Below are 23,589 nucleotides of genomic sequence, written 5' to 3' on the forward strand. Positions count from 1 at the left end.
TTCCCCTCCATAAATTCACCTTCCAGCGTTGCAGAGCCTGCCCATGAGTTATCAGGTGTTAGCCCGTAAATGGCGACCACAAACCTTTGCTGACGTTGTCGGTCAGGAACATGTGCTGACGGCCCTGGCGAACGGCTTGTCGCTAGGTCGCATCCATCACGCCTATCTTTTCTCCGGCACCCGCGGCGTCGGTAAGACCTCTATTGCCCGTTTGCTGGCAAAAGGTCTCAACTGCGAAACCGGGATCACCGCCACGCCGTGCGGCGTATGTGATAACTGCCGGGAGATCGAGCAGGGGCGTTTTGTCGATCTGATCGAGATCGACGCCGCCTCGCGTACCAAAGTGGAAGATACCCGCGATCTGCTCGATAACGTGCAGTACGCCCCGGCGCGCGGCCGCTTCAAGGTCTACCTGATCGATGAAGTGCACATGCTGTCGCGCCACAGCTTCAACGCCCTGCTGAAAACGCTGGAAGAGCCGCCCGCGCACGTGAAGTTCCTGCTGGCGACCACCGATCCGCAAAAGCTGCCGGTCACGATTTTGTCGCGCTGCCTGCAGTTCCACCTGAAGGCGCTGGACGTTGAGCAGATCCGCACGCAGCTTGAGCACATTCTTGATGAAGAGAAGATTGTTCACGAGCCGCGAGCCCTGCAGCTGCTGGCCCGGGCGGCGGACGGCAGCCTGCGTGATGCGCTCAGCCTGACCGACCAGGCGATTGCCAGCGGTGACGGCAAGCTCTCCACCGAGGCGGTCAGCACCATGCTCGGCACGCTGGATGACGATCAGGCGCTGTCGCTTATCGAGGCGATGATCGCCGCCAACGGCGAACGCGTGATGTCGCAGGTGAACGCGGCCGCTGCCCGCGGTATCGAATGGGAAGGACTGCTGGTTGAGATGCTCAGCCTGCTGCACCGCGTGGCGATGCTGCAGCTTTCTCCGTCCGCCATCGGAGCGGATATGGCCGCCATTGAACAGCGGATGCGTGAACTTGCCCGCACCGTGCCGCCTGCCGACGTGCAGCTGTACTACCAGACGCTGCTGATTGGCCGCAAAGAGTTACCGTTCGCGCCGGATCCACGAATGGGCGTTGAAATGACGCTGCTGCGCGCGCTGGCGTTCCACCCGCGCATGCCATTGCCGGAGCCGGAAGCGCCGCGGCAGTCTTTCGCGCCGGTCGCCCCTACGGCGGTGATGTCGCCGCAGCAGGTGCCACCGCAGCCGACACCGCCGCCGCCGCAAAACGTGCCGCTGTCGGATGCCACCAGTTCGGTGCTTGCCGCACGCAGCCAGCTGCAGCGTGCGCAGGGAGTAACCAAACCAAAAAAGAGTGAACCGGCAGCGCCAGGAAGAGCGCGGCCGGTGAACAACGCCGCGCTTGAACGACTGGCCTCGGTAACGGAGCGCGTACAGTCGCGTCCTGCACCGTCCGCGCTCGAGCAGAAAGCCCCGGTGAAAGAAGAGGCTTACCGCTGGAAGGCAACCACCATCACCGAAGAGGTGAAGGAAGAGGTCGCCACGCCGAAAGCGCTGAAAAAGGCGCTGGAGCATGAGAAAACGCCGGAGCTTTCCGCGAAGCTTGCTGAAGAGTCCATTGCGCGCGACCCCTGGGCCGCCGAGGTCAGCAAACTCCAGCTGCCGAAGCTGGTCGAGCAGGTCGCGCTGAATGCCTGGAAAGAGCAGGACGGCAATCAGGTGCGTTTGCACCTGCGTCCGGGCCAGCGGCACCTCAATTCCCCTGGCGCGCAAAAGGCGCTGGCCGAGGCGCTCACCGCATTACAGGGTGCGCCGGTTGAATTGACTATCATTGAAGATGATAATCCGGCAGTGAAAACGCCGCTCGAGTGGCGTCAGGCCATTTATGAAGAAAAGCTCGCGCAGGCGCGCGAGGCGATTATTGCGGATAACAACATTCAGACCCTGCGCCGGTTCTTCGACGCCGATCTGGATGAAGAGAGTATTCGCCCCATTTGATCGTGAGTCTGACTTACGGTTGTAATCCTTAAACGTGAAAGAAGAGAGAAGCCTATGTTTGGTGGAAAAGGCGGTCTGGGTGGCCTGATGAAGCAGGCTCAGCAGATGCAGGAAAAAATGCAGAAGATGCAGGAAGAGATCGCTCAGCTGGAAGTCACGGGTGAATCCGGTGCCGGTCTGGTCAAAGTGACCATCAACGGTGCGCACAACTGCCGTCGCGTGGAAATCGACCCGAGCCTGCTCGAAGACGACAAAGAGATGCTGGAAGATCTGGTTGCAGCCGCGTTTAACGATGCCGCTCGCCGTATCGACGAAACTCAGAAAGAGAAAATGGCCTCTGTTTCCAGCGGTATGCAGCTGCCGCCTGGCTTCAAGATGCCATTCTGATGCAAACCAGTCCGCTGCTCACGCAGTTAATGGAAGCACTGCGCTGCCTGCCGGGCGTTGGCCCGAAGTCGGCGCAGCGCATGGCGTTTACGCTATTGCAGCGCGACCGCAGCGGCGGGATGCGCCTGGCGCAGGCTTTAACCCGCGCCATGTCAGAAATTGGTCACTGTGCGGATTGCCGCACCTTTACCGAGCAGGACGTGTGTAACATCTGTACGAACCCGCGTCGTCAGGAAAACGGTCAGATTTGCGTGGTGGAGAGTCCGGCGGACATCTACGCCATCGAACAAACCGGGCAGTTTTCCGGCCGCTACTTCGTGCTGATGGGGCATCTCTCCCCGCTGGACGGTATTGGCCCGGATGATATCGGTCTTGACCGCCTTGAACAGCGTCTTGAGTCCGAAACCATCAAAGAGGTGATCCTCGCCACCAACCCAACGGTGGAAGGGGAGGCAACCGCCAACTACATCGCCGAACTGTGCTCGCAGTACGGCGTTGACGCCAGCCGCATCGCCCACGGCGTGCCGGTGGGCGGCGAGCTGGAAATGGTCGACGGCACCACGCTGTCGCACTCTCTGGCCGGGCGTCACAAGATTATTTTCTGACCAAACGGAGGCTGCGCGCGCGGCCTCCGCTTGAAAATTTCCCCCCTTATCCCCATCTCTCACTCAACGTTTTAAAACCCCATTAAATGGCATTGTTGAGGTCGACATAGATGAAAGGACAAGAAACCCGTGGTTTCCAGTCAGAAGTAAAACAGCTTCTGCACCTGATGATCCATTCCCTGTATTCCAACAAAGAAATTTTCCTGCGTGAGCTGATTTCCAACGCCTCGGACGCGGCGGACAAGCTGCGCTTCCGCGCGCTGTCTAACCCGGACCTGTACGAAGGTGACGGCGAGCTGCGCGTGCGCGTCTCGTTCAATAAAGAGAACCGCACCCTGACCATCGCCGATAACGGCATCGGGATGAACCGCGACGAGGTGATCGACCACCTCGGCACCATCGCCAAATCCGGCACCAAAGCGTTCCTTGAGTCCATGGGCTCTGACCAGGCGAAAGACAGCCAGCTCATCGGCCAGTTCGGCGTGGGCTTCTACTCGGCGTTTATCGTGGCCGACAAAGTTACCGTCCGTACCCGTGCGGCAGGCGACAGCGCCGAGAACGGCGTGCTGTGGGAATCCAAAGGGGAAGGCGAATATACCGTTGATGACATCACCAAAGCGGATCGCGGTACCGAAATCACCCTGCACCTGCGTGAAGGGGAAGATGATTTCCTGAACGACTGGCGCGTGCGCTCCATCATCAGCAAATATTCCGATCACATCGCCCTGCCGGTAGAGATTGAAAAACAGGAAGAGAAAGACGGTGAAACCGTGGTTTCCTGGGAGAAGATCAACAAGGCGCAGGCGCTGTGGACGCGCAACAAGTCTGAAATTAAAGACGACGAATATAACGAGTTCTACAAGCACATCGCCCACGACTTTACCGACCCGCTGACCTGGAGCCACAACCGCGTGGAAGGTAAGCAGGAGTACACCAGCCTGCTGTACATTCCGGCACAGGCGCCGTGGGACATGTGGAACCGCGATCACAAGCACGGCCTGAAGCTGTACGTGCAGCGCGTGTTCATCATGGACGACGCCGAGCAGTTCATGCCGAACTACCTGCGCTTCGTGCGTGGTCTGATCGATTCCAACGATCTGCCGCTGAACGTCTCCCGTGAGATCCTTCAGGACAGCACCGTCACCCGTAACCTGCGCAACGCCCTGACCAAACGTGCGCTGCAGATGCTGGAGAAACTGGCGAAAGACGATGCGGAAAAATATCAGACCTTCTGGAAACAGTTTGGCCTGGTGCTGAAAGAAGGCCCGGCAGAAGACACCGCGAACGTTGAAACGATCGCCAGGCTGCTGCGCTTCGCCTCTACGCACACCGACTCCTCCGCGCAGACCGTGTCGCTGGAAGAGTACGTCTCCCGCATGAAAGAAGGGCAGGAGAAGATCTACTACATCACCGCCGACAGCTACGCGGCGGCGAAGAGCAGCCCGCACCTGGAGCTGCTGCGTAAGAAAGGCATCGAAGTGCTGCTGCTTTCTGACCGCATCGACGAGTGGATGATGAACTACCTGACCGAGTTCGACGGTAAGGCGTTCCAGTCCGTAGCCAAGGCCGACGAGTCCATCGACAAGCTGGCGGATGAAGTGGACGAAAGCGCGAAAGAAGCCGAGAAGGCGCTGGAGCCGTTCGTTGAGCGCGTGAAAACCCTACTGGGCGATCGCGTGAAAGAGGTGCGCTTCACGCACCGTCTGACCGATACTCCGGCGATTGTCACCACCGATGCGGACGAAATGAGCACCCAGATGGCGAAACTGTTCGCGGCGGCGGGCCAGGCGATGCCGGAAGTGAAATATATCTTTGAGCTTAATCCGGATCATCCTCTGGTGAAACGCGCGGCGGATACCCAGGACGACGCCCGCTTTGCCGAGTGGGTTGAACTGCTGCTGGATCAGTCCCTGCTGGCCGAGCGCGGCACGCTGGAAGATCCTAACCTGTTCATTAAACGTGTGAATGCGCTACTGCTGGCGTAATTAAACACCTGCCCCTCACCCTGCCCTCTCCCCAAAGGGGAGAGGGTGTTCAAATTCCCTCTCCCCTTTGGGGAGAGGGTTAGGGTGAGGGGAAACAACCGCACTAATGCAAATAATCTCCCCCCGTTAACCGTTTCAGCCTTCCCGCCTTCCTTGAGCGATGCCCGTTCTGGTGGTATTGTTTAGCGCTTTTGAAAAATTGAAACGACTTTTGAGGGGATTTTCGCAATGCGTATTATTCTGCTTGGCGCTCCGGGCGCGGGTAAAGGAACTCAGGCTCAGTTCATCATGGAGAAATACGGTATTCCGCAAATCTCCACCGGTGACATGCTGCGCGCCGCTGTAAAATCTGGCTCCGAGCTGGGTAAACAAGCGAAAGACATCATGGACGCAGGCAAGCTGGTGACCGACGAGCTGGTTATTGCTCTGGTCAAAGAGCGCATTGCGCAGGAAGACTGCCGTAACGGTTTCCTGCTGGACGGCTTCCCACGCACCATTCCTCAGGCTGACGCCATGAAAGAAGCGGGCATCAACGTGGACTACGTTCTGGAGTTCGACGTACCGGACGAGCTGATCGTTGACCGTATCGTTGGCCGTCGCGTACACGCTGCTTCTGGCCGCGTTTACCACATCAAATTCAACCCGCCTAAGGTTGAAGGCAAAGACGACGTGACCGGCGAAGAGCTGACCACCCGTAAAGACGATCAGGAAGAGACCGTGCGTAAACGCCTGGTGGAATACCATCAGATGACCGCGCCGCTGATCGGCTACTACACCAAAGAAGCGCAGGCGGGTAACACCAAATACGCCAAAGTTGACGGCACCAAAGCCGTGGCTGACGTACGTGCAGAGCTGGAAAAAATCCTCGGCTAATCGCGCGCCTCTCACCCGGGCTCCCGGGTGAGAAATATTCTCATCTTACCTATTACAGCAATGGGTTTCGTTTAAACGCATTTCCGCTACAATTGACAACCTATCAAATGGTTAAGAGGCGTGAATGAGTCAGGCGAAAACCGGCATCCTGCTTGCCAATCTGGGCACTCCAGAAGCACCTACATCAGACGCGGTAAAACGCTACCTGCGACAATTTTTAAGCGACACGCGCGTTGTGGATTTCCCGAGACTGCTGTGGTGGCCGCTGCTGCGTGGCGTCATTCTGCCGATTCGTTCTCCGCGCGTCGCCAAACTCTATCAGTCCGTCTGGATGGAAGAGGGCTCGCCGCTGATGGTATACAGCCGTCGTCAGGAAAAAGCGCTGGCCGCCCGACTGCCGGATATGCCCGTCGCGCTCGGCATGAGCTACGGAAAACCGTCCCTGCAAAGCGCGGTGGAATCACTGCTGGCGCAGGGCGTGGACCATATCGTCGTGCTGGCGCTCTACCCGCAGTACTCCTGCTCGACGGTGGCCGCCGTCTGGGACGAGCTTGCCCGCATTCTGGCGACCCGCCGCCGCATTCCGGGCGTGACCTTTATTCGCGACTACGCGGATAACGATCTCTACATCAAGGCGCTTGCCAACAGCGCGCGCGCGTCGTTTGAAAAGCACGGCGAGCCGGATCTGCTGCTCCTTTCCTATCACGGTATCCCACAGCGTTTCGCCAATGAAGGGGATGATTATCCACAGCGCTGCCGCGATACCACGCGCGAGCTGGTCTCTGCCCTTGGCCTGCCGCCGGATAAGGTGATGATGACCTTCCAGTCGCGCTTCGGCCGCGAGCCGTGGCTGACGCCGTACACCGATGAAACCCTCAAAATGCTGGGTGAGAAGGGCGTGAAGCACATTCAGGTGATGTCGCCGGGCTTCTCGGCTGACTGTCTGGAAACGCTGGAGGAGATCGCGGTGCAAAACCGGGAATTTTTCCTTGAGGCTGGCGGCGAAAAGTACGAGTACATTCCGGCGCTTAACGACTCGCCTGAGCATATCGACATGATGGTCTCGCTGGTAACGAACAGCCGCTGATCGCACTCCGGGCCGGGTTTGTGCTACCATTCCCGGCCCATATTCTTCGTACAGTTCAGACCATGAAATTTCCCGGTAAACGCAAATCCAAACACTACTTCCCCGTCGATGCCCGCGACCCGCTCCTGCAGCAAATCCAGCCAGAAAACGAAACCAGCGCGGCATGGGTCGTCGGTATCGATCAGACGCTGGTGGACATTGAAGCGAAAGTGGATGATGCGTTTGTCGCCCGTTACGGTCTGAGCGCCGGTCACTCGCTGGTGATTGAGGACGACGTTGCCGAAGCGCTGTATCAGGAGCTGGTGCGCGAAAGCCTGATTACCCATCAGTTCGCCGGTGGCACCATCGGCAATACCATGCATAACTACTCCGTGCTGGCCGACGACCGCTCGGTGCTGCTCGGCGTGATGTGCAGCAATATTGAAATCGGTGGCTATGCCTACCGCTATCTCTGCAACACCTCCAGCCGTACCGATCTGAACTACCTTCAGGGCGTCGACGGGCCTATTGGCCGCTGCTTTACGCTGATTAGCGATTCCGGCGAGCGTACTTTTGCCATCAGCCCGGGTCATATGAATAAGCTGCGCGCCGAGAGTATTCCGGAAGAGGTGATCGCGGGCGCCTCGGCGCTGGTGCTGACTTCCTATCTGGTGCGCTGTAAGCCGGGCGAGCCGATGCCGGAAGCGACCATGAAAGCGATCGAGTACGCGAAGAAATACAACGTGCCGGTCGTTCTGACGCTGGGCACGAAATTCGTTATCGCCGATAACCCGGAGTGGTGGCAGGCGTTCCTGAAAGAGCACGTCTCGATTCTGGCAATGAACGAAGAAGAGGCCGAAGCGCTGACCGGCGAAAGCGATCCGCTGCTGGCGTCTGACAAAGCGCTGGACTGGGTGGATCTGGTGCTCTGCACCGCCGGCCCGGTTGGGCTCTATATGGCGGGCTTCACGGAAGAAGAGAGCAAGCGCAAAACCCAGCACCCGCTGCTGCCCGGTGCGATTGCCGAGTTCAACCAGTACGAGTTCAGCCGCGGCATGCGCTACAAAGATTGCGTGAATCCGCTGCGAATCTACTCTCATATCGCGCCGTATATGGGCGGGCCGGAGAAGATCATGAACACCAACGGTGCGGGCGACGGCGCGCTGGCCGCACTGCTGCACGACATCACCGCTAACGCCTACCATAAAACCAACGTGCCGAACTCCAGCAAGCACAAGTTCAGCTGGCTGACCTATTCCTCGCTGGCGCAGGTGTGTAAATATGCCAACCGCGTGAGCTATCAGGTACTGAACCAGCACTCCCCGCGCTTAACGCGTGGTCTGCCGGAACGTGAAGACAGCCTCGAAGAGGCGTACTGGGACAGGTAAAAGAAAACCCCTCACCCTAACCCTCTCCCCATAGGGGAGAGGGGATAGCACGAAGCCGTCTTTTCTCCCTCGCCCCTATGGGGAGAGGGCCGGGGTGAGGGGACCAGACCGCACCAAACCTACCCCGTCACCCCTTCTTCAACCGGCGGATTCTCCAGCAGCGTCAGCATCGTATTCGCAATCTCGCGCTCGCCCATCACCACCTTATTTGCACCGCGCTCGGTAATGTACTCCACCTCGTCGTCATAGTGCGCCCGGGCGATAATCTCAATCGTTGGGCACTTCTCGCGTGCGGAAGCCACAATCTCGCCCGCTTCATAGCCGTTAGGTATGGTCAGCAGCAGCCAGCGCGCGCAGTCCAGATGCGCCAGATTCATGATCTCTTCGTTTGCCGCATTGCCCAGCACCGCACGAATCCCGCGCTCGCGCAGCTCGTCGACGCGGGTGCGTGAGGTCTCAATCACCACCAGCGGAATGCCCTGCGCCATCAGCTTCTCACCGAGCAGGCTGCCCACGCGGCCAAAGCCGACCAGCAGGGCGTGATTGCAAATATCCACCGGGATCTGCTTCTCTTCTTCGATGGCTTCTTCGAGCGTCTGTTCTTCCAGCGTTTCGGTTTTATCGAGGTATTTTTCCAGCAGGGCAAACAGCACCGGGTTCAGCATAATCGACAGAATCGCCCCCGCCAGCACCAGGTTTTGCCCCGCCTGCGGCAGCAGGTTCAGGGCCATGCCCAGACCGGCCAGAATAAAGGCGAACTCACCGATCTGCGCCAGGCTGGCGGCGATGGTCAACGCCGTCCGCGGCGAGTGGCCAAACATCCGCACCAGGAAGAAGGCGGCGAGCGACTTACCAAAGATGATGATCGCCAGCGTGCCCAGCACAGCCAGCGGCTGGTGAATCAGGACCATCGGGTCAAACAGCATCCCGACGGAGACGAAGAACAGCACGGCGAAGGCATCGCGCAGCGGCAGAGTGTCATGCGCCGCGCGGTGGCTCAGCTCGGACTCGTTCAGCACCATCCCGGCGAAGAACGCGCCCAGGGCAAAGGAGACGTCAAACAGCTCTACGGCACCAAAAGCGATACCCAGCGCCAGCGCCAGCACGGAGAGGGTGAACAGCTCGCGGGAGCCGGTTGCCGCGCTGCGGGACATGATCCACGGCACCAGACGGCGTCCCACCAGCATCATGATGGCGATAAATGCCACCACCTTACCGATGGTGATACTCATATCCAGCGCCAGCGAGGCAAAACCGACGTTGTCTTTTTCCATCATCCCGGCGACGGCTGGCAGCAGCACCAGCGTCAGGACCATCACCAGGTCTTCAACAATCAGCCAGCCTATCGCGATTTGCCCGCGCTGGCTGTCTATCAGCTGTCTCTCTTCAAGCGCGCGCAGCAGCACCACGGTACTGGCGGTTGAGAGACACAGCCCAAATACGATGCCGGTCATTAACGACCAGCCCAGCACCGCCGAAAGCGCCATCCCCAGCAGCGTCGCCACCCCAATCTGGGCGATCGCTCCCGGTATGGCGATCGACTTTACCGCCATCAGATCCTTCAGGGAGAAGTGCAGGCCGACGCCAAACATCAGCAGAATCACGCCCAATTCCGCCAGCTCAGGGGCCAGCTTGGTATCCGCCACGAAGCCTGGCGTAAAGGGGCCCGCCAGTACACCCGCTAACAGATAGCCGACAAGAGGAGAAATACGCAGCTTATTGGCAATCATGCCGAGGATAAAAGCGAGCACAAGTCCACCAACAATGGTGGTGATAAGCGGTGTGGCGTGGTGCATTCCGTCTCCTTTCGTTGTGGGTGTTCCTTTTTGGCGAAAACCAAAAAACCGAGTAATAGTTTATGACAATTTTTACCCTTATGTTTATGAATTATTGTTGAAGTTTGAATAAAACAGCAATATGCACGTAAAAAAGCGCGTTTTGATAAATTCAGCGAGGGTAAGAAGAAGAAACCCTTATGGCATCAGGGTATCAGGTAGCCAAAGTAAAACTTTGGCTACCCGTAATTTACGCTTTATGACGGTTATCAGGCAGGAATATGGTCAACATCCCAAGAAGTGGCAGGAAAGCGCAGATTTTATAAACCAGGAAGATGCTGGTGTGATCCGCCACCATCCCCAACACCGCCGCGCCAAGCCCGCCCATGCCGAAGGCGAAACCGAAAAAGAGCCCGGAAACCATACCGATACGGCCAGGCAGCAGCTCCTGGGCATAGACCAGAATGGCGGAAAACGCGGATGCGAGAATAAAACCAATGATCACGGTTAAAATCCCCGTCCATTCAAGGCTCGCGTACGGCAAAATAAGGGTAAACGGCGCCACGCCGAGGATAGAGCCCCAAATGACGTATTTACGCCCAATCTTATCACCCAAAGGCCCGCCAATGACCGTGCCGGCCGCAACGGCGAACAGGAAGGCAAACAGGTGGATCTGCGCATTCTGTACCGATAATCCGAATTTTTGCATCAGATAAAAGGTGTAATAGCTGCTGATGCTCGCCATATAGAAGTATTTCGAAAAAATCAGTACCAGCAGCACGGAAACCGCCAGGATAACCTTATTGCGCGGAAGGGGATTGATAACCTTCGCTTTAGGTTTACCTTTATTCACGCGATGCTGAGCGGCATACCAGCGGCTGATCTGCGCCAGCACGATGATCGCCAGCAGCGCGGCCAGTACAAACCATGCCACGTTGCCTTTACCGTAAGGGGCAATAATCACCGCGGCCAGCAGCGGGCCGAGAGAGCTACCAAAGTTACCGCCCACCTGGAAGAGAGACTGCGCCAGACCGTGACGGCCCCCTGAAGCCATACGCGCCACGCGCGAGGACTCCGGATGGAAGACGGACGATCCGGTGCCCACCAGCGCGGCGGCAACCAACACCGCTTCAAAACTCCCCGCCATGGCCAGCAGCACCAGCCCGCTTAAGGTAAAGCACATGCCGATCGGCAGCGACCACGGCATCGGGTATTTATCCGTCCAGTAGCCCACCACCGGCTGCAGCAGTGAGGAAGCCAGCTGGAAGGTCAGGGTGATCATCCCGATCTGCACGAACGTTAACGAAAACTCGGACTGCAGCAGCGGATAAATGGCCAGAATCAACGACTGGATCATGTCGTTGAGCAGGTGCGAGAGACTGATTGCGCCTAAGACTTTAAAGGAGGTGCGCGACGCCGGCGCGCCCGGAACGGGCTGGGTTGATTCACTGATTGCCATAGAGAGAAGTACCACGTTTTTCGTTATTAGAGATGCAGGGTGTAATTATTATCCGACTAACATACCCGTCCGGGACATTTGAAGAAAGTCGCAATTCTGAAAACTTATTTGTCTATTCTTGTTAGTCACTGTAATTTTTGCCTTTGTCTATTGGTCAGGGAGAGAGAAGATGAAGTTTATGAAGCGGGGCGTCGCGCTGGCGCTCATCGCCGCGTGGGGCCTGGTAAGCTTGCCCGCGCAGGCGTATGAAAAAGACAAAACCTATAAAATCACCATTCTGCATACCAACGATCACCACGGTCATTTCTGGCGCAGCGAATACGGCGAATATGGCCTGTCGGCGCAAAAAACGCTGGTGGACGGCATCCGCAAAGAGGTGGCTGCCCAGGGCGGCAGCGTGCTGCTGCTGTCGGGTGGCGATATCAATACCGGCGTGCCGGAATCCGATTTACAGGACGCGGAACCTGATTTTCGCGGCATGAACCTGATTGGCTACGACGCGATGGCCGTGGGTAACCACGAGTTCGATAATCCGCTGACCGTGCTGCGTCAGCAGGAAAAATGGGCCAAATTCCCCTTCCTCTCCGCCAATATTTACCAGAAAAGCACCGGCGAACGCCTGTTTAAGCCGTGGGCGCTGTTTAAGCGCCAGGATCTGAAAATTGCGGTCATCGGCTTAACCACTGACGACACGGCGAAAATTGGCAACCCCGAGTTCTTTACCGATATTGAATTCCGCAAACCGGCAGACGAAGCGAAGCTGGTGATTCAGGAGCTGCAGCAAAACGAAAAGCCGGACGTGATTATCGCCACCACGCACATGGGGCACTACGACAACGGCGAGCACGGCTCTAACGCGCCCGGCGATGTGGAGATGGCGCGCAGCCTGCCTGCGGGCTCGCTGGCAATGATTGTGGGCGGTCACTCACAGGATCCGGTGTGTATGGCATCCGAGAACAAAAAGCAGGTGGACTACGTGCCGGGCACGCCGTGCGCGCCGGACCGTCAGAACGGTATCTGGATTGTTCAGGCGCACGAGTGGGGCAAATACGTCGGCCGGGCGGATTTTGAGTTCCGTAACGGCGAGATGAAGCTTGTTCATTATCAGCTCATCCCGGTCAACCTGAAGAAGAAAGTCACCTACCCGGACGGTAAAAGTGAGCGCGTACTCTACACGCCAGAGATCGCTGAAAACCAGCAGATGCTCTCCCTGCTGACGCCGTTCCAGAACAAGGGCAAGGCGCAGCTGGACGTGAAAATCGGCACGCTGAACGGTCGTCTGGAGGGAGACCGCAGTAAAGTTCGCTTCGTGCAGACCAACATGGGCCACCTGGTGCTGGCGGCGCAAATGGCGCGCACCGGCGCCGACTTCGGCGTGATGAGCGGCGGCGGTATTCGTGATTCCATCGAGGGTGGAAACATTACCTATAAGGATGTCCTGAAGGTGCAGCCGTTCGGCAACGTGGTGGTCTATGCGGACATGAGCGGGAAAGAGGTGATTGACTACCTGACCGCCGTGGCGCAGATGAAGCCGGATTCCGGGGCCTATCCGCAGTTTGCCAACGTCAGCTTTGTGGCGAAAGACGGCAAGCTTAACGACCTGAAGATCAAAGGCGAACCGGTTGACCCGGCCAAAACGTACCGTCTGGCGACGTTAAGCTTTAACGCCACCGGCGGCGACGGCTATCCGCATATCGATAATAAACCGGGATACGTGAATACCGGCTTTATCGATGCGGAAGTGCTGAAACAGTTCATCGAGCAGAATTCGCCGATTGACGTGAATGCGTACGAGCCGAAGGGTGAGGTGAGCTGGCAGTAGTGGTGTGCGGCCTGATGCCCTCACCCCAACCCTCTCCCACCGGGAGAGGGCGCGAACACAAAAAACGGTAACGCCTGTTACCGTTTTGCTTTTACCTCGCAGCCGCCACCGGGCAATTTTCTCAATCCCGGCGCGCAATATCCGCAAACTTCGCGTCCAGCATTTTCGCCAGGTCGCCCGCCGCCAGCTCGATATCCAGCCCGCGTTTGCCGCCGGATATAAAGATGGTTTCAAACTCCTGCGAAGGGGCATCAATCAGCGTCGGCAGGCGTTTTTTCTGCCCGAGCGGACTGATCCCGCCCACCAGATAGCCCGTGGTGCGTTGCGCCACCATCGGATCCGCCATATCCACCTTCTTCGCCCCCAGGGCTTTGGCGACTTTCTTCAGATCCAGCTGTCCCGCCACCGGAGTAACCGCGACGGCGAGGTGTTTCATATCGCCATTCACCGCCACCAGCAGCGTTTTATAAACTTGGTCAGCATTCAGCCCCAGCTTGCGCACCACTTCATCACCAAAGTTAGTTTCATTCGGATCGTGATCGTAAGTGTGGATCCGGAAAGAAATGTTGTTTTTTTCGAGTAATTTAACGGCGGGAGTCATAGCTATCCTTCTTACGACAGACAAATCATGCCATCAGCATACGCCTGACGTTTGTCTAAAAAATAGCACCATCTTGCGCAATAGTATTGGCAGTGATGGTCACTTTGAGCGACAATCGGCTCAACCGAAGGTCTCCTTCGGCATAATAAAAACGATGAAATTCCTCTTTGACGGGCCAATAGAAATATTGGCCATTTTTTTATTTCAACAGTGACGGCAAATTCCCTTCTCCGTACAAATGTAACGCCCCAACCGCCACCACGTAATGCCCCGCGGGCAAAGCATGCAGCGTCTGCCGCCAGGCTTTGTTGCGCGCATTCATCAGCACATCATACAGCGATTCGCTGAACGTCGAGGGCAATGCCAGCTTACCGTCCTCAGGCGGCGCGTCCAGCCACCAGCCAATCATGGTCTGCAGCAGGCGCGCGTTGGTGTGCCAGTGGGTCAACGTATCATCCAGCAGCATCAGGCCGTCGTCGGGAAGCTGGCGCAGAAGCGCAATCTGGCTGTCCGTCCCTTCCAGCTCAATGACGGGCAGGCTGCGGGCCCTTGCCGCGTTCAGCAACTGGTAATCAATGCCGTAGTCACCGCGCAGTCCCAGACGCTGCGCCTGCGTAGCCTGCAGCACCATCGCAATTTGCCAGAGCGGCAGGGTGTCAATCATGGAGAGCGACACGCCGGTTTCATCCGCGACGCGCGTCAGTTCCGCAAGCCGGGCATCATCCAGACGTTCCGCCAGAGTGAGATCGCTTTCCAGCCCGACAAACGGCGACTCCTGACCCGAAATGTCCGCCTCAACGACCAGCGCGTCGGCGCGTTTTAGCAGTTTAATCAGCCCGGGTGGCAGGGGAGACATATCCTGCGTACCCATATGAATGCTGCCGACCAGGTGCAGGTGCTGCCCGCCGGGGAGAGAGATATCCAGACCGGGCCAGGCATAACGGCGAGGAAAGAGGGCGCGAAACGATGCTTTTATACGATTAAACAGACCCATACGCGCTCCATGAATGGAAAGGTTCATGCTAGCGCGTACGGGTACAAGGTTCAATCCTTCGGTTTAAAGCGCAGCAGCCGGTTGGCGTTGCTCACCACGGTAATGGAGGAGAGCGCCATCGCCGCACCCGCGACCACCGGGTTAAGCAGCGTACCGGTCAGCGGCCACAGAATACCGGCCGCGATTGGGATACCGAGGGTGTTATAGACGAACGCTCCCAGTAAGTTCTGCTTCATGTTGCGCAGCGTGGCTTTTGAAATGGCCAGCGCGTCGGCAACGCCCATCAGGCTATGGCGCATCAGCGTAATGGCAGCGGTTTCGATGGCGACATCGCTCCCGCCGCCCATGGCAATCCCGACGTCCGCCTGGGCCAGCGCCGGGGCATCGTTGATGCCGTCGCCGACCATCGCCACCTGACGACCCTGACTTTGCAGTTTCTTGATGGCGTCCGCTTTACCGTCCGGCAGTACGCCTGCAATGACCTCATCAATTCCGGCCTCTTTCGCGATGGCGTTGGCCGTTGTCGGATTGTCCCCGGTCAGCATCACCAGACGATAGCCCGCACGGTGCAGACGCTGCAGGGCGTCCACGCTGTCCTGGCGAAGCGGATCGCGCACGGCCAGCAGCGCGGCGGCTTTGCCATCCACCGCCAGCAGAACCGGCGTAGCGCCCTGAGACGCCTGCGCCTTCAGCTCGCTTTCCAGCGCGGCGGTATCAATACCATTTTCATTGAGCAATGCCTGGTTGCCCAGCAGCAGCGCGTGGCCTTCTGCTTCACCGCTGACGCCGAGCCCGCGCAGGGTGCGGAAATTGCTGACCTGCGGCAGGGCAGAAGCATTCGCTTTATCGAGAATGGCGCGCGCCAGCGGATGGCTGGATCCTTGCTCCAGCGCGGCGGCGAGACGCAGCGCCTCCTCTTGCGCAATGCCTGCGGTAGTGACGGCCACCACCTGCGGTTTGCCTTCGGTCAGCGTCCCGGTTTTATCAAACACCAGCGTGTCGAGGGTGCTGGCCCGCTGCAGCGCGTCCGCATCCCGTACCAGTACGCCAAATTCGGCCGCGCGGCCTACGCCGGAGATAATCGACATTGGGGTCGCCAGGCCAAGGGCGCAAGGACAGGCGATGATCAGCACCGTAGTGGCAATCACCAGGGTGTAAACAATCTGCGGTGCGGGGCCGAAGAAATACCAGATCGCCGCGCTCAGCAGGGCAATGCCGACCACCACCGGCACAAAAATGGCCGAGATTCTGTCAGCAAGCTGGCCAATTTCCGGCTTGCTGCTCTGCGCCTGGCGCACCATGCGGATGATACGCGACAGCGTCGTGTGGCTGCCGACGGCGCTGGCGGTAAACAGCACGCTGCCGTCCTGCACCACCGTGCCGGCATGAACGGCGTCGCCGTCTGATTTCTGCTGAGGGATAGGCTCGCCGGTCAGCATCGCTTCATCCAGCCAGGCTTCGCCCTGGGTTATCTTGCCGTCAACGGGAACGCGATCGCCCGTCGTCAGGCGCAGCGTCATGCCGGGCTGAACTTCCGCCAGCGGGACGCTTTTCTCCCCCTCGTCCGTGACCACGCGGGCCGTCGGCGGGGTTAAATCAAGCAATCTTTCCAGCGCTTTCGAGGAGCGCTGGCGGGCGCGGGCTTCCAGCATGTGGCCCAGGTTAATCAGGCCGATAATCATCGCGCTGGCTTCGTAATAGAGATGACGCGCCTCCATCGGGAACCACTGGGGCCAGACGTTCACGCTCATCGAATAGAGCCACGCCGCGCCGGTACCGAGCGCCACCAGCGTATCCATCGTCGCGGTGCGGTTTTTCAGGCTCTTCCAGGCGCTGGTATAGAAATGCCCGCCTGCAAACACCATCACCGCAAGGGTAATCAGACCAATCACCAGCCACAGCGTGCGGTTGTCAGCGGTGACCATCATGTTGTCACCCATCATGCCCCACACCATCACCGGAATACCCACCAGCAGGGCGACAATCGCCTGCCAGCGGAAGCGCTTCATGGTGGCGATAGCCGTTTCCTGCTGGCGCTCGCGGCGCTCGGCATCATCTTCGATGGCCTCCGCCCCGTAGCCCGCTTTCTCAACGGCCTGCACTAAATCTGCGGCGGAGGCGCTGCCCATCACCAGCGCAGTGCGCTCCGCGAGGTTTACCCGTGCCTGCGCGACGCCCGGTACGGCCTGCAAGGCGTTTTGTACCCGGGAGACGCAGCTGGCGCAGCTCATGCCGTTGATCAGCAGCTGTTGGCTGTCGTCAATCTCATCAGCTGCCGGAAGCTCAGGAGTGGCCGCTGTCAGTGCTTCCGACGGGGATGATGACTCTGCCAGCGGTTTAGCCTTTGGGTGGCTTAACTCCGCCCCGTAACCGGCCTGCTTGATGGTATCGATCAGCGCATCCGCGCTGGCGCTGCCGGTTACGGCGGCATGATCGATAGTCACGTCAGCGCTTTCAACGTCAGGGCGCTGTTCCAGGCTTTCTTTAACACGTTTGACGCAGTGGCCGCAGGAGAGGCCGTCCAGCGTCAGGTCGATAGTGTGAGACATAACAAAACTCCCGTATAATGAACTGGTCAGTAGTTGACCGGAGTAACGCTTTTCGCTAACTGTTATGAAGGTTAAACCTTCCATCAAGGGGAAGGTCAAGGGGGAATTGTGAATATCAGTGACGTGGCAAAAAAAACCGGCTTAACCAGCAAGGCAATCCGCTTTTATGAAGAGAAGGGGCTGGTAACGCCACCGCTGCGCAGTGAAAACGGCTACCGCAGCTACACGCAGCTGCATCTGGATGAACTGACGCTGCTGCGCCAGGCAAGACAGGTCGGTTTTAATCTGGAAGAGTGCGGCGAGCTGGTGAACCTGTTTAACGATCCGAAGCGTCACAGCGCCGACGTGAAAAAACGCACGCTGGAAAAAGTGGCCGAAATTGAACGCCACATCATCGAGCTGCAGTCGATGCGCGAACAGCTGCTACAGCTCGCGGAATCCTGTCCGGGGGATGACAGCGCCGACTGCCCGATTATCGATAATCTTGCCGGCTGCTGTCATCGTAAGGCCTCTGTCTAACAGGCCTTCACCCGCAGGGTAATGCCTTCCACCGCAATGACCTCAACCCGCGTGCCGGCGCTGAGGTCGTCGTCGGCGACTACCGGCCACGAGCTGTCGCCCACGCGCATATGCCCGCGCCCGTTTACCAGCGCGGTGTCGAGCGTAAAACGCTTGCCGACAATCTGCTGTCCGCGCTGGTTGAGGTGCGCGTCCAGCGGCTTTTGCTCGGTAACCCGCCGGTTTAGCCAGCGCCACCACAGCCACGCGGCCACCAGCGTGAGCACGGCAAATAGCGCACCCTGCCACGCCCAGTCCAGGGGAAGGATCCAGACCAGAAGGCCCGTAATGACGGCGGCAACACCGCTCCAGAGCAGGTAGCCGTTGCCGCCCAGCATCTCCGCCGCCAGCAATAAGCCGCCGAGGCTTAGCCAGAAGGCATGAGGATGTGCAGCGATCAGCTCAATCATTTTTTACGCTCGTTTCCGCTGTCTTTAATCAGTTCGGCAATACCGGCGATAGAGCCCATCAGGCTGCTGGCCTCCAGCGGCATCATCACCACTTTGCTGTTGTTCGCCGAGCCGATCTGTTTTAGCGCGTCGGTATATTTTTGCGCGACAAAGTAGTTCACGGCCTGGATATCACCGGCGGCGATTGCCTCGGACACCATCTGGGTGGCGCGGGCTTCCGCCTCGGCTGAACGTTCACGCGCTTCCGCCTGTAAGAATGCGGACTGACGATCGCCTTCCGCTTTCAGGATCTGCGACTGTTTTTCCCCTTCCGCTTTGAGGATCTCCGCCTGACGCACCCCTTCGGCTTCCAGAATGTAGGCGCGCTTGGTTCGCTCGGCCTTCATCTGGGCGTTCATGGAGGCGATCAGCTCCGCCGGCGGGCGCACGTCGCGGATCTCGATACGGGTGACCTTGATCCCCCACGGGTTCGTTGCCTCATCGACAATGTGCAGCAGGCGGGTATTGATGCTGTCGCGCTGGGAAAGCATCTCGTCCAGCTCCATTGAGCCGAGCACGGTACGGATGTTGGTCATCGTCAGGTTGACGATCGCCAGCTCCAGGTTGCTGACCTCATAGGCCGCTTTCGGCGCATCAATCACCTGAATAAAGCAGACGGCGTCGATGGTGACGTTGGCGTTATCCTTGGAGATGATCTCCTGAGAAGGAATGTCCAGTACCTGCTCCATCATGTTGATCTTGCGACCAATCCGATCCATGAACGGAACAATCAGGCTTAAGCCTGGCTGGAGGGTATTGGTGTAGCGACCGAAACGCTCGACGGTCCACTGATAGCCCTGAGGGACAATTTTGACGCCTGCGCCCACAATAACCAGCGCAACGAAAATAAGGACAGGAACAACGATAAGCATAAAAACCTCCTGTTTTGCATGCTGTGATGAGTGAAAGTGTGTGTTTATTGCTCGTAAGTATAGGTAAAGTCAGAGATGAATCCATCACCCGCTTCGGCAATGGCTTTGGATAATCCCTGGTAGTACTTCTCCAGCCCCAGCGCTTCGATACGCTGGATCTGTTCGCGAATGGGGGCGCAGAACAGAACGGCATTTCCCGCTTCAACGCGCTTGTTATTGGGAGGAAGATCGCCCGCGATGGCTTTGAACCACGTTCTGATACCCTGCTTTAAATTATGCGGCGCTTTAGTCAGGTTATCCATGCCCGTCAGAACCTGCAGGGTGGGAAACTCATCGGCCAGCACGGCGGTTTTCATGCGCGCAAAGAACTGGCTGAACAATTCAAACGATCCCAGATCGGTGACGCGCGGTTTGGTCGTTTTACCGTTTTTATTGCCGATTTTCCCTGCGGCTGACGCTGGGGCCGGAACCGCATTCACCTTTTCCAGCTCCAGCCCGAATAACAAATTACAGTGCGCACGGCGCTCTTTCAGCGGATAGGACATCAGCACGTCAATGAATTGGGTGGCCTTTACATCCGCAAGATCGTGGTTGATAAGCCACTGGGTACGAGAAAATTCAGCCGGAGAGACGAACCAGTCGGGTACCTCATTGAAACGTTTGGATTTTCCCTTGCCGTCAAATTCCAGGAAGTGTGTCCCGTTGTCGAAGGCGAAATAGCAATTTTTGAAACTGCCGATCGTGGTGTTCACGATAAGCGCCTTCTTAACAAAATCCACCACCTCTGCACCGATGACAAAACGCGTGAGTTCCGACGATTTGATGACTTCCATTAATGTTTCGACATCAGGAACACCAGGCTTCAGGGAAGGAAACTCATAAAAGATATGTGCCATGCTGCTTACTTCCTGTAGTGATGGTGGAGACAAATGACAAACAAAAAGTTTAACACTTGCTTTAGCGTGAGGCTATTCGCTCTGTGCGCACGAAAGGATTATGCTACAGGCGGTTATTACACGAAGCGGTTAACGGAAGCGTAATGAACGATAAAAAAGAACTATTACATCTCAGGGATATCGGATTTCGTGTTGGAGAAAACATTATTCTTCAGCACGTCGGGTTTAGCCTGTCGCCGGGCGAGTTTAAATTAATCACGGGCCCTTCAGGCTGCGGTAAAAGCACGCTGCTGAAAATTGTGGCCTCACTCCTCAGCCCGACGGAGGGCACCATTCTGTTTGAAGGACAGGATATCTCAACCCTGTCCCCGGAAAACTATCGCCAGCAGGTCTCCTACTGCGTGCAAACCCCCGCGCTGTTTGGCGATACGGTTTATGACAACCTGATTTTCCCGTGGCAAATCCGCAATAAAACGCCGGAGCCGGAAAAGTTTATCAGCGATCTGGCCCACTTTGGCCTGGCGCAGGAGACGTTAACCAAATCCATCACCGCGCTGTCGGGCGGAGAAAAGCAGCGCGTCTCGCTGATCCGCAACCTGCAGTTTTTACCGAAGGTGCTTTTGCTGGACGAAATTACCAGCGCGCTCGATGACGTCAACAAGCGCAACGTTAACGAGATTATTCATCGCTACGTCCGGGAGCAGAATATTGCCGTGCTGTGGGTGACGCACGACGCTAATGAAATAACCCATGCGGATGACGTGATTACGCTTCAGCCGCACGGCGGGAAAATGCAGGAGGCTAACCGTGGGTGAGCATAACATTACCAATGAATCCCTGGCGTTTTCGATGGTGCTGGTGCTGATTGCAATTGTGGTTAGCTACCGGGAAAAGCTGGGGCTGGAAAAAGATATTGTGTGGAGTATCTGCCGCGCGGTGGTTCAGCTCATCATTGTTGGCTATGTGCTGAAGTATATTTTCAACGTCAACCACGCGGTGCTGACGCTGCTGATGGTGCTCTTTATCTGTTTTAACGCGGCGTGGAATGCGAAAAAGCGCAGTAAATACATTGATAAGGCGTTTATCTCGTCGTTTATTGCCATTACCACCGGAACGGCGCTCACGCTGGCGGTGCTGGTGCTCTCCGGCTCGATTGCGTTTACGCCGATGCAGGTTATCCCTATCTCCGGGATGATTGCGGGGAACGCCATGGTGGCCGTTGGGCTCTGTTATAACAATCTCGGCCAGCGCTTCAGCAGTGAACAGCAGCAGCTGCAGGAGAAATTAAGCCTGGGAGCGACGCCTAAAGTGGCCTCGGCGCGGCTGATTCGTGAGAGCATTCGCTCATCGCTGATCCCAACGGTCGATTCAGCCAAAACGGTGGGGCTGGTGAGCCTGCCGGGCATGATGTCGGGGCTGATTTTTGCCGGTATCGATCCGGTCAAAGCGATTAAGTATCAGATCATGGTGACGTTTATGCTGCTCTCTACGGCAAGCCTGTCAACCATCATTGCCTGCTACCTGACCTATCGGAAGTTCTACAACGCGCGCCACCAGCTGGTGGTGACGCAATTAAAGAAAACGGGTTAAGCCTGTTTTGTAGGCCCGGTAAGCGTTAGCGCCACCGGGCATTTTTTTGTTAGTAGAGCAACGCGTACAGCTGACGACGATACTTCGACGCCAGCGCGTCTCCGGTGCCCAGCGCGGCCAGAATTTCCTGGAACATCTTACGCGCCTGACCGTCTGCGGCTGCCAGGTCTTTTTGCAGGTGGCTGAACAGCAGTTCCAGCGCCTCTTCGTTACGCCCCACCTGGTGCAGCTGCAGCGCCAGCTGGCTTGCCAGCGCGGCGTCGGCCGGGTTGTCGGCAACCTGCTGCTGCAGCTGCTGAATTTCCGGGGTGTCCGCCGCCTGTTTCAGCAGCTCAATCTGCGCGACAAGACCCTGATAGCGGGTGTCCTGATCCTGCAGCGGAACCGTCTTGAGTACGGCTTCCGCGTCTTCTGAACGGTGCAGGGCGATCTGCGTTTCCGCCAGCAGCAGGCCAATCTGGCTGTTCTGATTCGACAGCTGCCACGCCTCTTTGAGCAGCGGCAGCGCCTCGTCGTATTTACCTTCCTGCATCAGCGCCATGCCTTCCTGCGCTTTCAGCTCTTCTTCACGCGGCAGCACTTTATCCAACAGGGCGCGGATAGCCTCTTCCGGCTGCGGCCCCTGGAAACCGTCAACGGGCTGACCGTTCTGGAACAGATAGACGGTAGGAATGGCGCGCAGACCAAACTGAGACGCCACCATCGGCTCGGCGTCACAGTCCAGCTTAGCGAGAATGAACTGACCGTTGTACTGGGCGGTAAGGCTTTCCAGCACCGGCGTCAGCTGCAGGCAGTGTTGGCTGCGTTCAGACCAGAAGTAGAACAGGACCGGTTTGGTCATCGACTGTTCAAGGGTCTGTTGCAGGTTAGCTTCTGTAATATTGACGATATTCTGTACGGACATGCGGCTTTCTCTTTTGTCGGTTTGTTCTTTACATGGGGATGAGCGTCGTCGCTTCAACTCAACCGTGCAAAATTTTGTCCATCATCCGGCCCGGCAGCAGGCGTTTTAACCAGCCTACGGCATGGGTGACCAGCGTCACCGGATAGCGCATTTTAGGATGTTCGCTCTCAAAAGCATGGCGCACTTTGGCCACCACCGCCTCTGGCCCGAGGGTAAAACGTGCGGCAATGCCGGGGTTCTCGACCGGCTTATCCGCCTGGGTCTGGTTCACGTTTTCGGTAAAGCGGGTGCGGATCGGGCCGGGCTCAATCAGGCTGACCTTGATGCCGCTGTGGCGCAGCTCCATGCGCAGGGCGTCGGACCAGGCCTCCAGCGCATATTTGCTGGCGGCGTAGGCGCCGCGGCCCGGGGTGGAAATCAGCCCCATCACTGACGATGTCATCACGATGCGCCCTTCACCGTGCGGCAGCATCGCGGGGAGCAGGCGCATGGTGAGCTGATGCACGCCGAAGAAGTTGGTCGAAAACTGTTTCTCCAGCGTTTCGCGGGAGAGCGTATCCAGCGGGCCATACACGCCGTAGCCGGCATTGTTAAAGAGCCCGTACAGACGATTGTCGGTCAGCGCGATCACCTCATCGGCGGCGCGTTCAACGCTCTCCGGCGAGTCCATATCCAGCAGCACGCCGGTAAAGCCCAGCCCGTTCATGCGTTCGACATCGTCGGGTTTGCGACACGCCGCCAGCACCCGAAACCCCTGGCGCTTCAGTTCGAGCGCGCTTTCCAGGCCGATTCCACTGGAACATCCTGTAATTAAGACCGATTTTTGCATAACTTTACCTGTCAG

At 57.7% G+C, this 23,589-nt stretch carries 21 protein-coding genes and 1 other annotated feature; of the genes, 11 read left to right on the forward strand and 10 right to left on the reverse strand.

Translation table 11 applies throughout. The features are described from left to right. Positions 1-43 precede the first annotated feature (43 nt). From dnaX to USF70_RS00970, 7 genes are all read left to right on the forward strand, one after another. Positions 44-1,972 carry a DNA polymerase III subunit gamma/tau gene (gene dnaX / locus USF70_RS00940; protein WP_320735172.1) on the forward strand — a complete coding sequence of 643 codons (1,929 nt, stop codon included), beginning with the start codon at positions 44-46 and terminating at the stop codon, positions 1,970-1,972. Then, positions 1,302-1,366 (forward strand) — a sequence feature (DnaX frameshifting element). (Overlaps the previous gene by 65 nt.) 54 nt (positions 1,973-2,026) lie before the next feature. Further along, a complete protein-coding gene (locus tag USF70_RS00945; RefSeq protein WP_003858972.1) occupies positions 2,027-2,359 on the forward strand; it encodes a YbaB/EbfC family nucleoid-associated protein in 333 nt (110 codons plus the stop codon). Beyond that, positions 2,359-2,964 carry a recombination mediator RecR gene (recR, locus tag USF70_RS00950; protein WP_008499298.1) on the forward strand — a complete coding sequence of 202 codons (606 nt, stop codon included), beginning with the start codon at positions 2,359-2,361 and terminating at the stop codon, positions 2,962-2,964. The genes USF70_RS00945 and recR overlap by 1 nt, the downstream gene beginning before the upstream one ends. A 110-nt stretch (positions 2,965-3,074) precedes the next feature. Beyond that, positions 3,075-4,949, forward strand: coding sequence for a molecular chaperone HtpG (gene htpG / locus USF70_RS00955; protein ID WP_320708984.1), 1,875 nt, complete (start codon positions 3,075-3,077; stop codon positions 4,947-4,949). Positions 4,950-5,177: 228 nt separating this feature from the next. Further along, positions 5,178-5,822, forward strand: a complete 645-nt coding sequence (gene adk / locus USF70_RS00960) for an adenylate kinase (protein WP_006809841.1) — start codon at positions 5,178-5,180, stop codon at positions 5,820-5,822. 124 nt (positions 5,823-5,946) lie between these two features. Continuing rightward, positions 5,947-6,909 carry a ferrochelatase gene (gene hemH, locus USF70_RS00965; protein WP_069303752.1) on the forward strand — a complete coding sequence of 321 codons (963 nt, stop codon included), beginning with the start codon at positions 5,947-5,949 and terminating at the stop codon, positions 6,907-6,909. Positions 6,910-6,971: 62 nt separating this feature from the next. Further along, complete coding sequence (locus USF70_RS00970) at positions 6,972-8,276, forward strand: inosine/guanosine kinase (protein WP_069303753.1); 1,305 nt, start codon at positions 6,972-6,974, stop codon at positions 8,274-8,276. 119 nt (positions 8,277-8,395) lie between these two features. On the opposite strand, the gene ybaL is transcribed toward USF70_RS00970, so the two are convergent. After that, on the reverse strand, positions 8,396-10,072 hold the full coding sequence (gene ybaL, locus USF70_RS00975; protein WP_087822111.1) for a YbaL family putative K(+) efflux transporter: 1,677 nt from the start codon (positions 10,070-10,072) through the stop codon (positions 8,396-8,398). Between the two features lie 229 nt (positions 10,073-10,301). Then, entirely contained in the window at positions 10,302-11,510 is a 1,209-nt protein-coding gene (locus USF70_RS00980; protein ID WP_320735173.1) for an MFS transporter, read from the reverse strand. Between the two features lie 169 nt (positions 11,511-11,679). Between USF70_RS00980 and ushA the strand changes: the two genes are divergently transcribed. Continuing rightward, complete coding sequence (ushA, locus tag USF70_RS00985) at positions 11,680-13,332, forward strand: bifunctional UDP-sugar hydrolase/5'-nucleotidase UshA (RefSeq protein WP_033144802.1); 1,653 nt, start codon at positions 11,680-11,682, stop codon at positions 13,330-13,332. A 121-nt stretch (positions 13,333-13,453) separates the two neighbouring features. On the opposite strand, the gene ybaK is transcribed toward ushA, so the two are convergent. The 3 genes from ybaK to copA all read right to left on the reverse strand — a co-directional run bounded on the left by ybaK (position 13,454) and on the right by copA (position 17,476). After that, positions 13,454-13,933 (reverse strand): Cys-tRNA(Pro)/Cys-tRNA(Cys) deacylase YbaK, encoded by a 480-nt coding sequence (gene ybaK, locus USF70_RS00990; protein WP_023310615.1) that lies wholly within the window; start codon positions 13,931-13,933, stop codon positions 13,454-13,456. A gap of 199 nt (positions 13,934-14,132) precedes the next feature. Beyond that, entirely contained in the window at positions 14,133-14,927 is a 795-nt protein-coding gene (locus USF70_RS00995) for a TraB/GumN family protein (RefSeq protein WP_087822114.1), read from the reverse strand. Between the two features lie 50 nt (positions 14,928-14,977). Then, positions 14,978-17,476, reverse strand: a complete 2,499-nt coding sequence (copA, locus tag USF70_RS01000; protein ID WP_320735174.1) for a copper-exporting P-type ATPase CopA — start codon at positions 17,474-17,476, stop codon at positions 14,978-14,980. 108 nt (positions 17,477-17,584) lie between these two features. Here copA and cueR point away from each other — a divergent pair, with 108 nt between their 5' ends. Beyond that, a complete protein-coding gene (cueR, locus tag USF70_RS01005) occupies positions 17,585-17,995 on the forward strand; it encodes a Cu(I)-responsive transcriptional regulator (RefSeq protein ID WP_214579314.1) in 411 nt (136 codons plus the stop codon). On the opposite strand, the gene USF70_RS01010 is transcribed toward cueR, so the two are convergent. From USF70_RS01010 to USF70_RS01020, 3 genes are read right to left on the reverse strand one after another with little or no spacing between them, the layout of a single operon-like run. Next, positions 17,992-18,444, reverse strand: coding sequence for an NfeD family protein (locus USF70_RS01010; RefSeq protein WP_039263977.1), 453 nt, complete (start codon positions 18,442-18,444; stop codon positions 17,992-17,994). The two genes, cueR and USF70_RS01010, sit on opposite strands and share 4 nt — an antisense overlap. Then, positions 18,441-19,355 (reverse strand): SPFH domain-containing protein, encoded by a 915-nt coding sequence (locus tag USF70_RS01015; RefSeq protein WP_023310620.1) that lies wholly within the window; start codon positions 19,353-19,355, stop codon positions 18,441-18,443. Before USF70_RS01015 ends, USF70_RS01010 begins: the two co-directional genes overlap by 4 nt. A gap of 44 nt (positions 19,356-19,399) precedes the next feature. Beyond that, the gene (locus tag USF70_RS01020) at positions 19,400-20,251 is read right to left on the reverse strand and encodes a hypothetical protein (protein WP_033144808.1); all 852 of its coding nucleotides are present in this window, start codon (positions 20,249-20,251) and stop codon (positions 19,400-19,402) included. Positions 20,252-20,394: 143 nt separating this feature from the next. Here USF70_RS01020 and fetA point away from each other — a divergent pair, with 143 nt between their 5' ends. Further along, positions 20,395-21,066, forward strand: coding sequence for an iron efflux ABC transporter ATP-binding subunit FetA (fetA, locus tag USF70_RS01025; protein ID WP_320735175.1), 672 nt, complete (start codon positions 20,395-20,397; stop codon positions 21,064-21,066). Next, positions 21,059-21,841, forward strand: a complete 783-nt coding sequence (gene fetB, locus USF70_RS01030; RefSeq protein WP_023310623.1) for an iron efflux ABC transporter permease subunit FetB — start codon at positions 21,059-21,061, stop codon at positions 21,839-21,841. Before fetA ends, fetB begins: the two co-directional genes overlap by 8 nt. Positions 21,842-21,890: 49 nt before the next feature. Here the strand turns inward: fetB and USF70_RS01035 are convergent, their stop codons facing one another. Beyond that, positions 21,891-22,745, reverse strand: a complete 855-nt coding sequence (locus tag USF70_RS01035; RefSeq protein ID WP_320735176.1) for a co-chaperone YbbN — start codon at positions 22,743-22,745, stop codon at positions 21,891-21,893. A 58-nt stretch (positions 22,746-22,803) separates the two neighbouring features. Beyond that, positions 22,804-23,574 carry an SDR family oxidoreductase gene (locus tag USF70_RS01040; protein WP_014882827.1) on the reverse strand — a complete coding sequence of 257 codons (771 nt, stop codon included), beginning with the start codon at positions 23,572-23,574 and terminating at the stop codon, positions 22,804-22,806. Between the last annotated feature and the right edge of the window lie 15 nt (positions 23,575-23,589).

The sequence above is a fragment of the Enterobacter sp. 237C8 genome (assembly GCF_034106865.1).
GTDB classification, from domain to species: domain Bacteria; phylum Pseudomonadota; class Gammaproteobacteria; order Enterobacterales; family Enterobacteriaceae; genus Enterobacter; species Enterobacter asburiae_B.

Excerpts from the sequence above, each read along its gene's own strand:
- USF70_RS00980 (WP_320735173.1), bottom strand. The coding sequence starts at position 11,510 with ATGGCAATCAGTGAATCAACCCAGCCCGTTCCGGGCGCGCCGGCGTCG.
- adk (WP_006809841.1), top strand. The coding sequence starts at position 5,178 with ATGCGTATTATTCTGCTTGGCGCTCCGGGCGCGGGTAAAGGAACTCAG.
- ybaK (WP_023310615.1), bottom strand. The coding sequence starts at position 13,933 with ATGACTCCCGCCGTTAAATTACTCGAAAAAAACAACATTTCTTTCCGG.
- USF70_RS01010 (WP_039263977.1), bottom strand. The coding sequence starts at position 18,444 with ATGATTGAGCTGATCGCTGCACATCCTCATGCCTTCTGGCTAAGCCTC.
- recR (WP_008499298.1), top strand. The coding sequence starts at position 2,359 with ATGCAAACCAGTCCGCTGCTCACGCAGTTAATGGAAGCACTGCGCTGC.
- USF70_RS01040 (WP_014882827.1), bottom strand. The coding sequence starts at position 23,574 with ATGCAAAAATCGGTCTTAATTACAGGATGTTCCAGTGGAATCGGCCTG.
- hemH (WP_069303752.1), top strand. The coding sequence starts at position 5,947 with ATGAGTCAGGCGAAAACCGGCATCCTGCTTGCCAATCTGGGCACTCCA.
- USF70_RS01020 (WP_033144808.1), bottom strand. The coding sequence starts at position 20,251 with ATGGCACATATCTTTTATGAGTTTCCTTCCCTGAAGCCTGGTGTTCCT.
- copA (WP_320735174.1), bottom strand. The coding sequence starts at position 17,476 with ATGTCTCACACTATCGACCTGACGCTGGACGGCCTCTCCTGCGGCCAC.
- htpG (WP_320708984.1), top strand. The coding sequence starts at position 3,075 with ATGAAAGGACAAGAAACCCGTGGTTTCCAGTCAGAAGTAAAACAGCTT.
- ushA (WP_033144802.1), top strand. The coding sequence starts at position 11,680 with ATGAAGTTTATGAAGCGGGGCGTCGCGCTGGCGCTCATCGCCGCGTGG.
- USF70_RS00970 (WP_069303753.1), top strand. The coding sequence starts at position 6,972 with ATGAAATTTCCCGGTAAACGCAAATCCAAACACTACTTCCCCGTCGAT.
- dnaX (WP_320735172.1), top strand. The coding sequence starts at position 44 with ATGAGTTATCAGGTGTTAGCCCGTAAATGGCGACCACAAACCTTTGCT.
- ybaL (WP_087822111.1), bottom strand. The coding sequence starts at position 10,072 with ATGCACCACGCCACACCGCTTATCACCACCATTGTTGGTGGACTTGTG.
- USF70_RS00945 (WP_003858972.1), top strand. The coding sequence starts at position 2,027 with ATGTTTGGTGGAAAAGGCGGTCTGGGTGGCCTGATGAAGCAGGCTCAG.
- fetA (WP_320735175.1), top strand. The coding sequence starts at position 20,395 with ATGAACGATAAAAAAGAACTATTACATCTCAGGGATATCGGATTTCGT.
- USF70_RS01015 (WP_023310620.1), bottom strand. The coding sequence starts at position 19,355 with ATGCTTATCGTTGTTCCTGTCCTTATTTTCGTTGCGCTGGTTATTGTG.
- USF70_RS01035 (WP_320735176.1), bottom strand. The coding sequence starts at position 22,745 with ATGTCCGTACAGAATATCGTCAATATTACAGAAGCTAACCTGCAACAG.
- USF70_RS00995 (WP_087822114.1), bottom strand. The coding sequence starts at position 14,927 with ATGGGTCTGTTTAATCGTATAAAAGCATCGTTTCGCGCCCTCTTTCCT.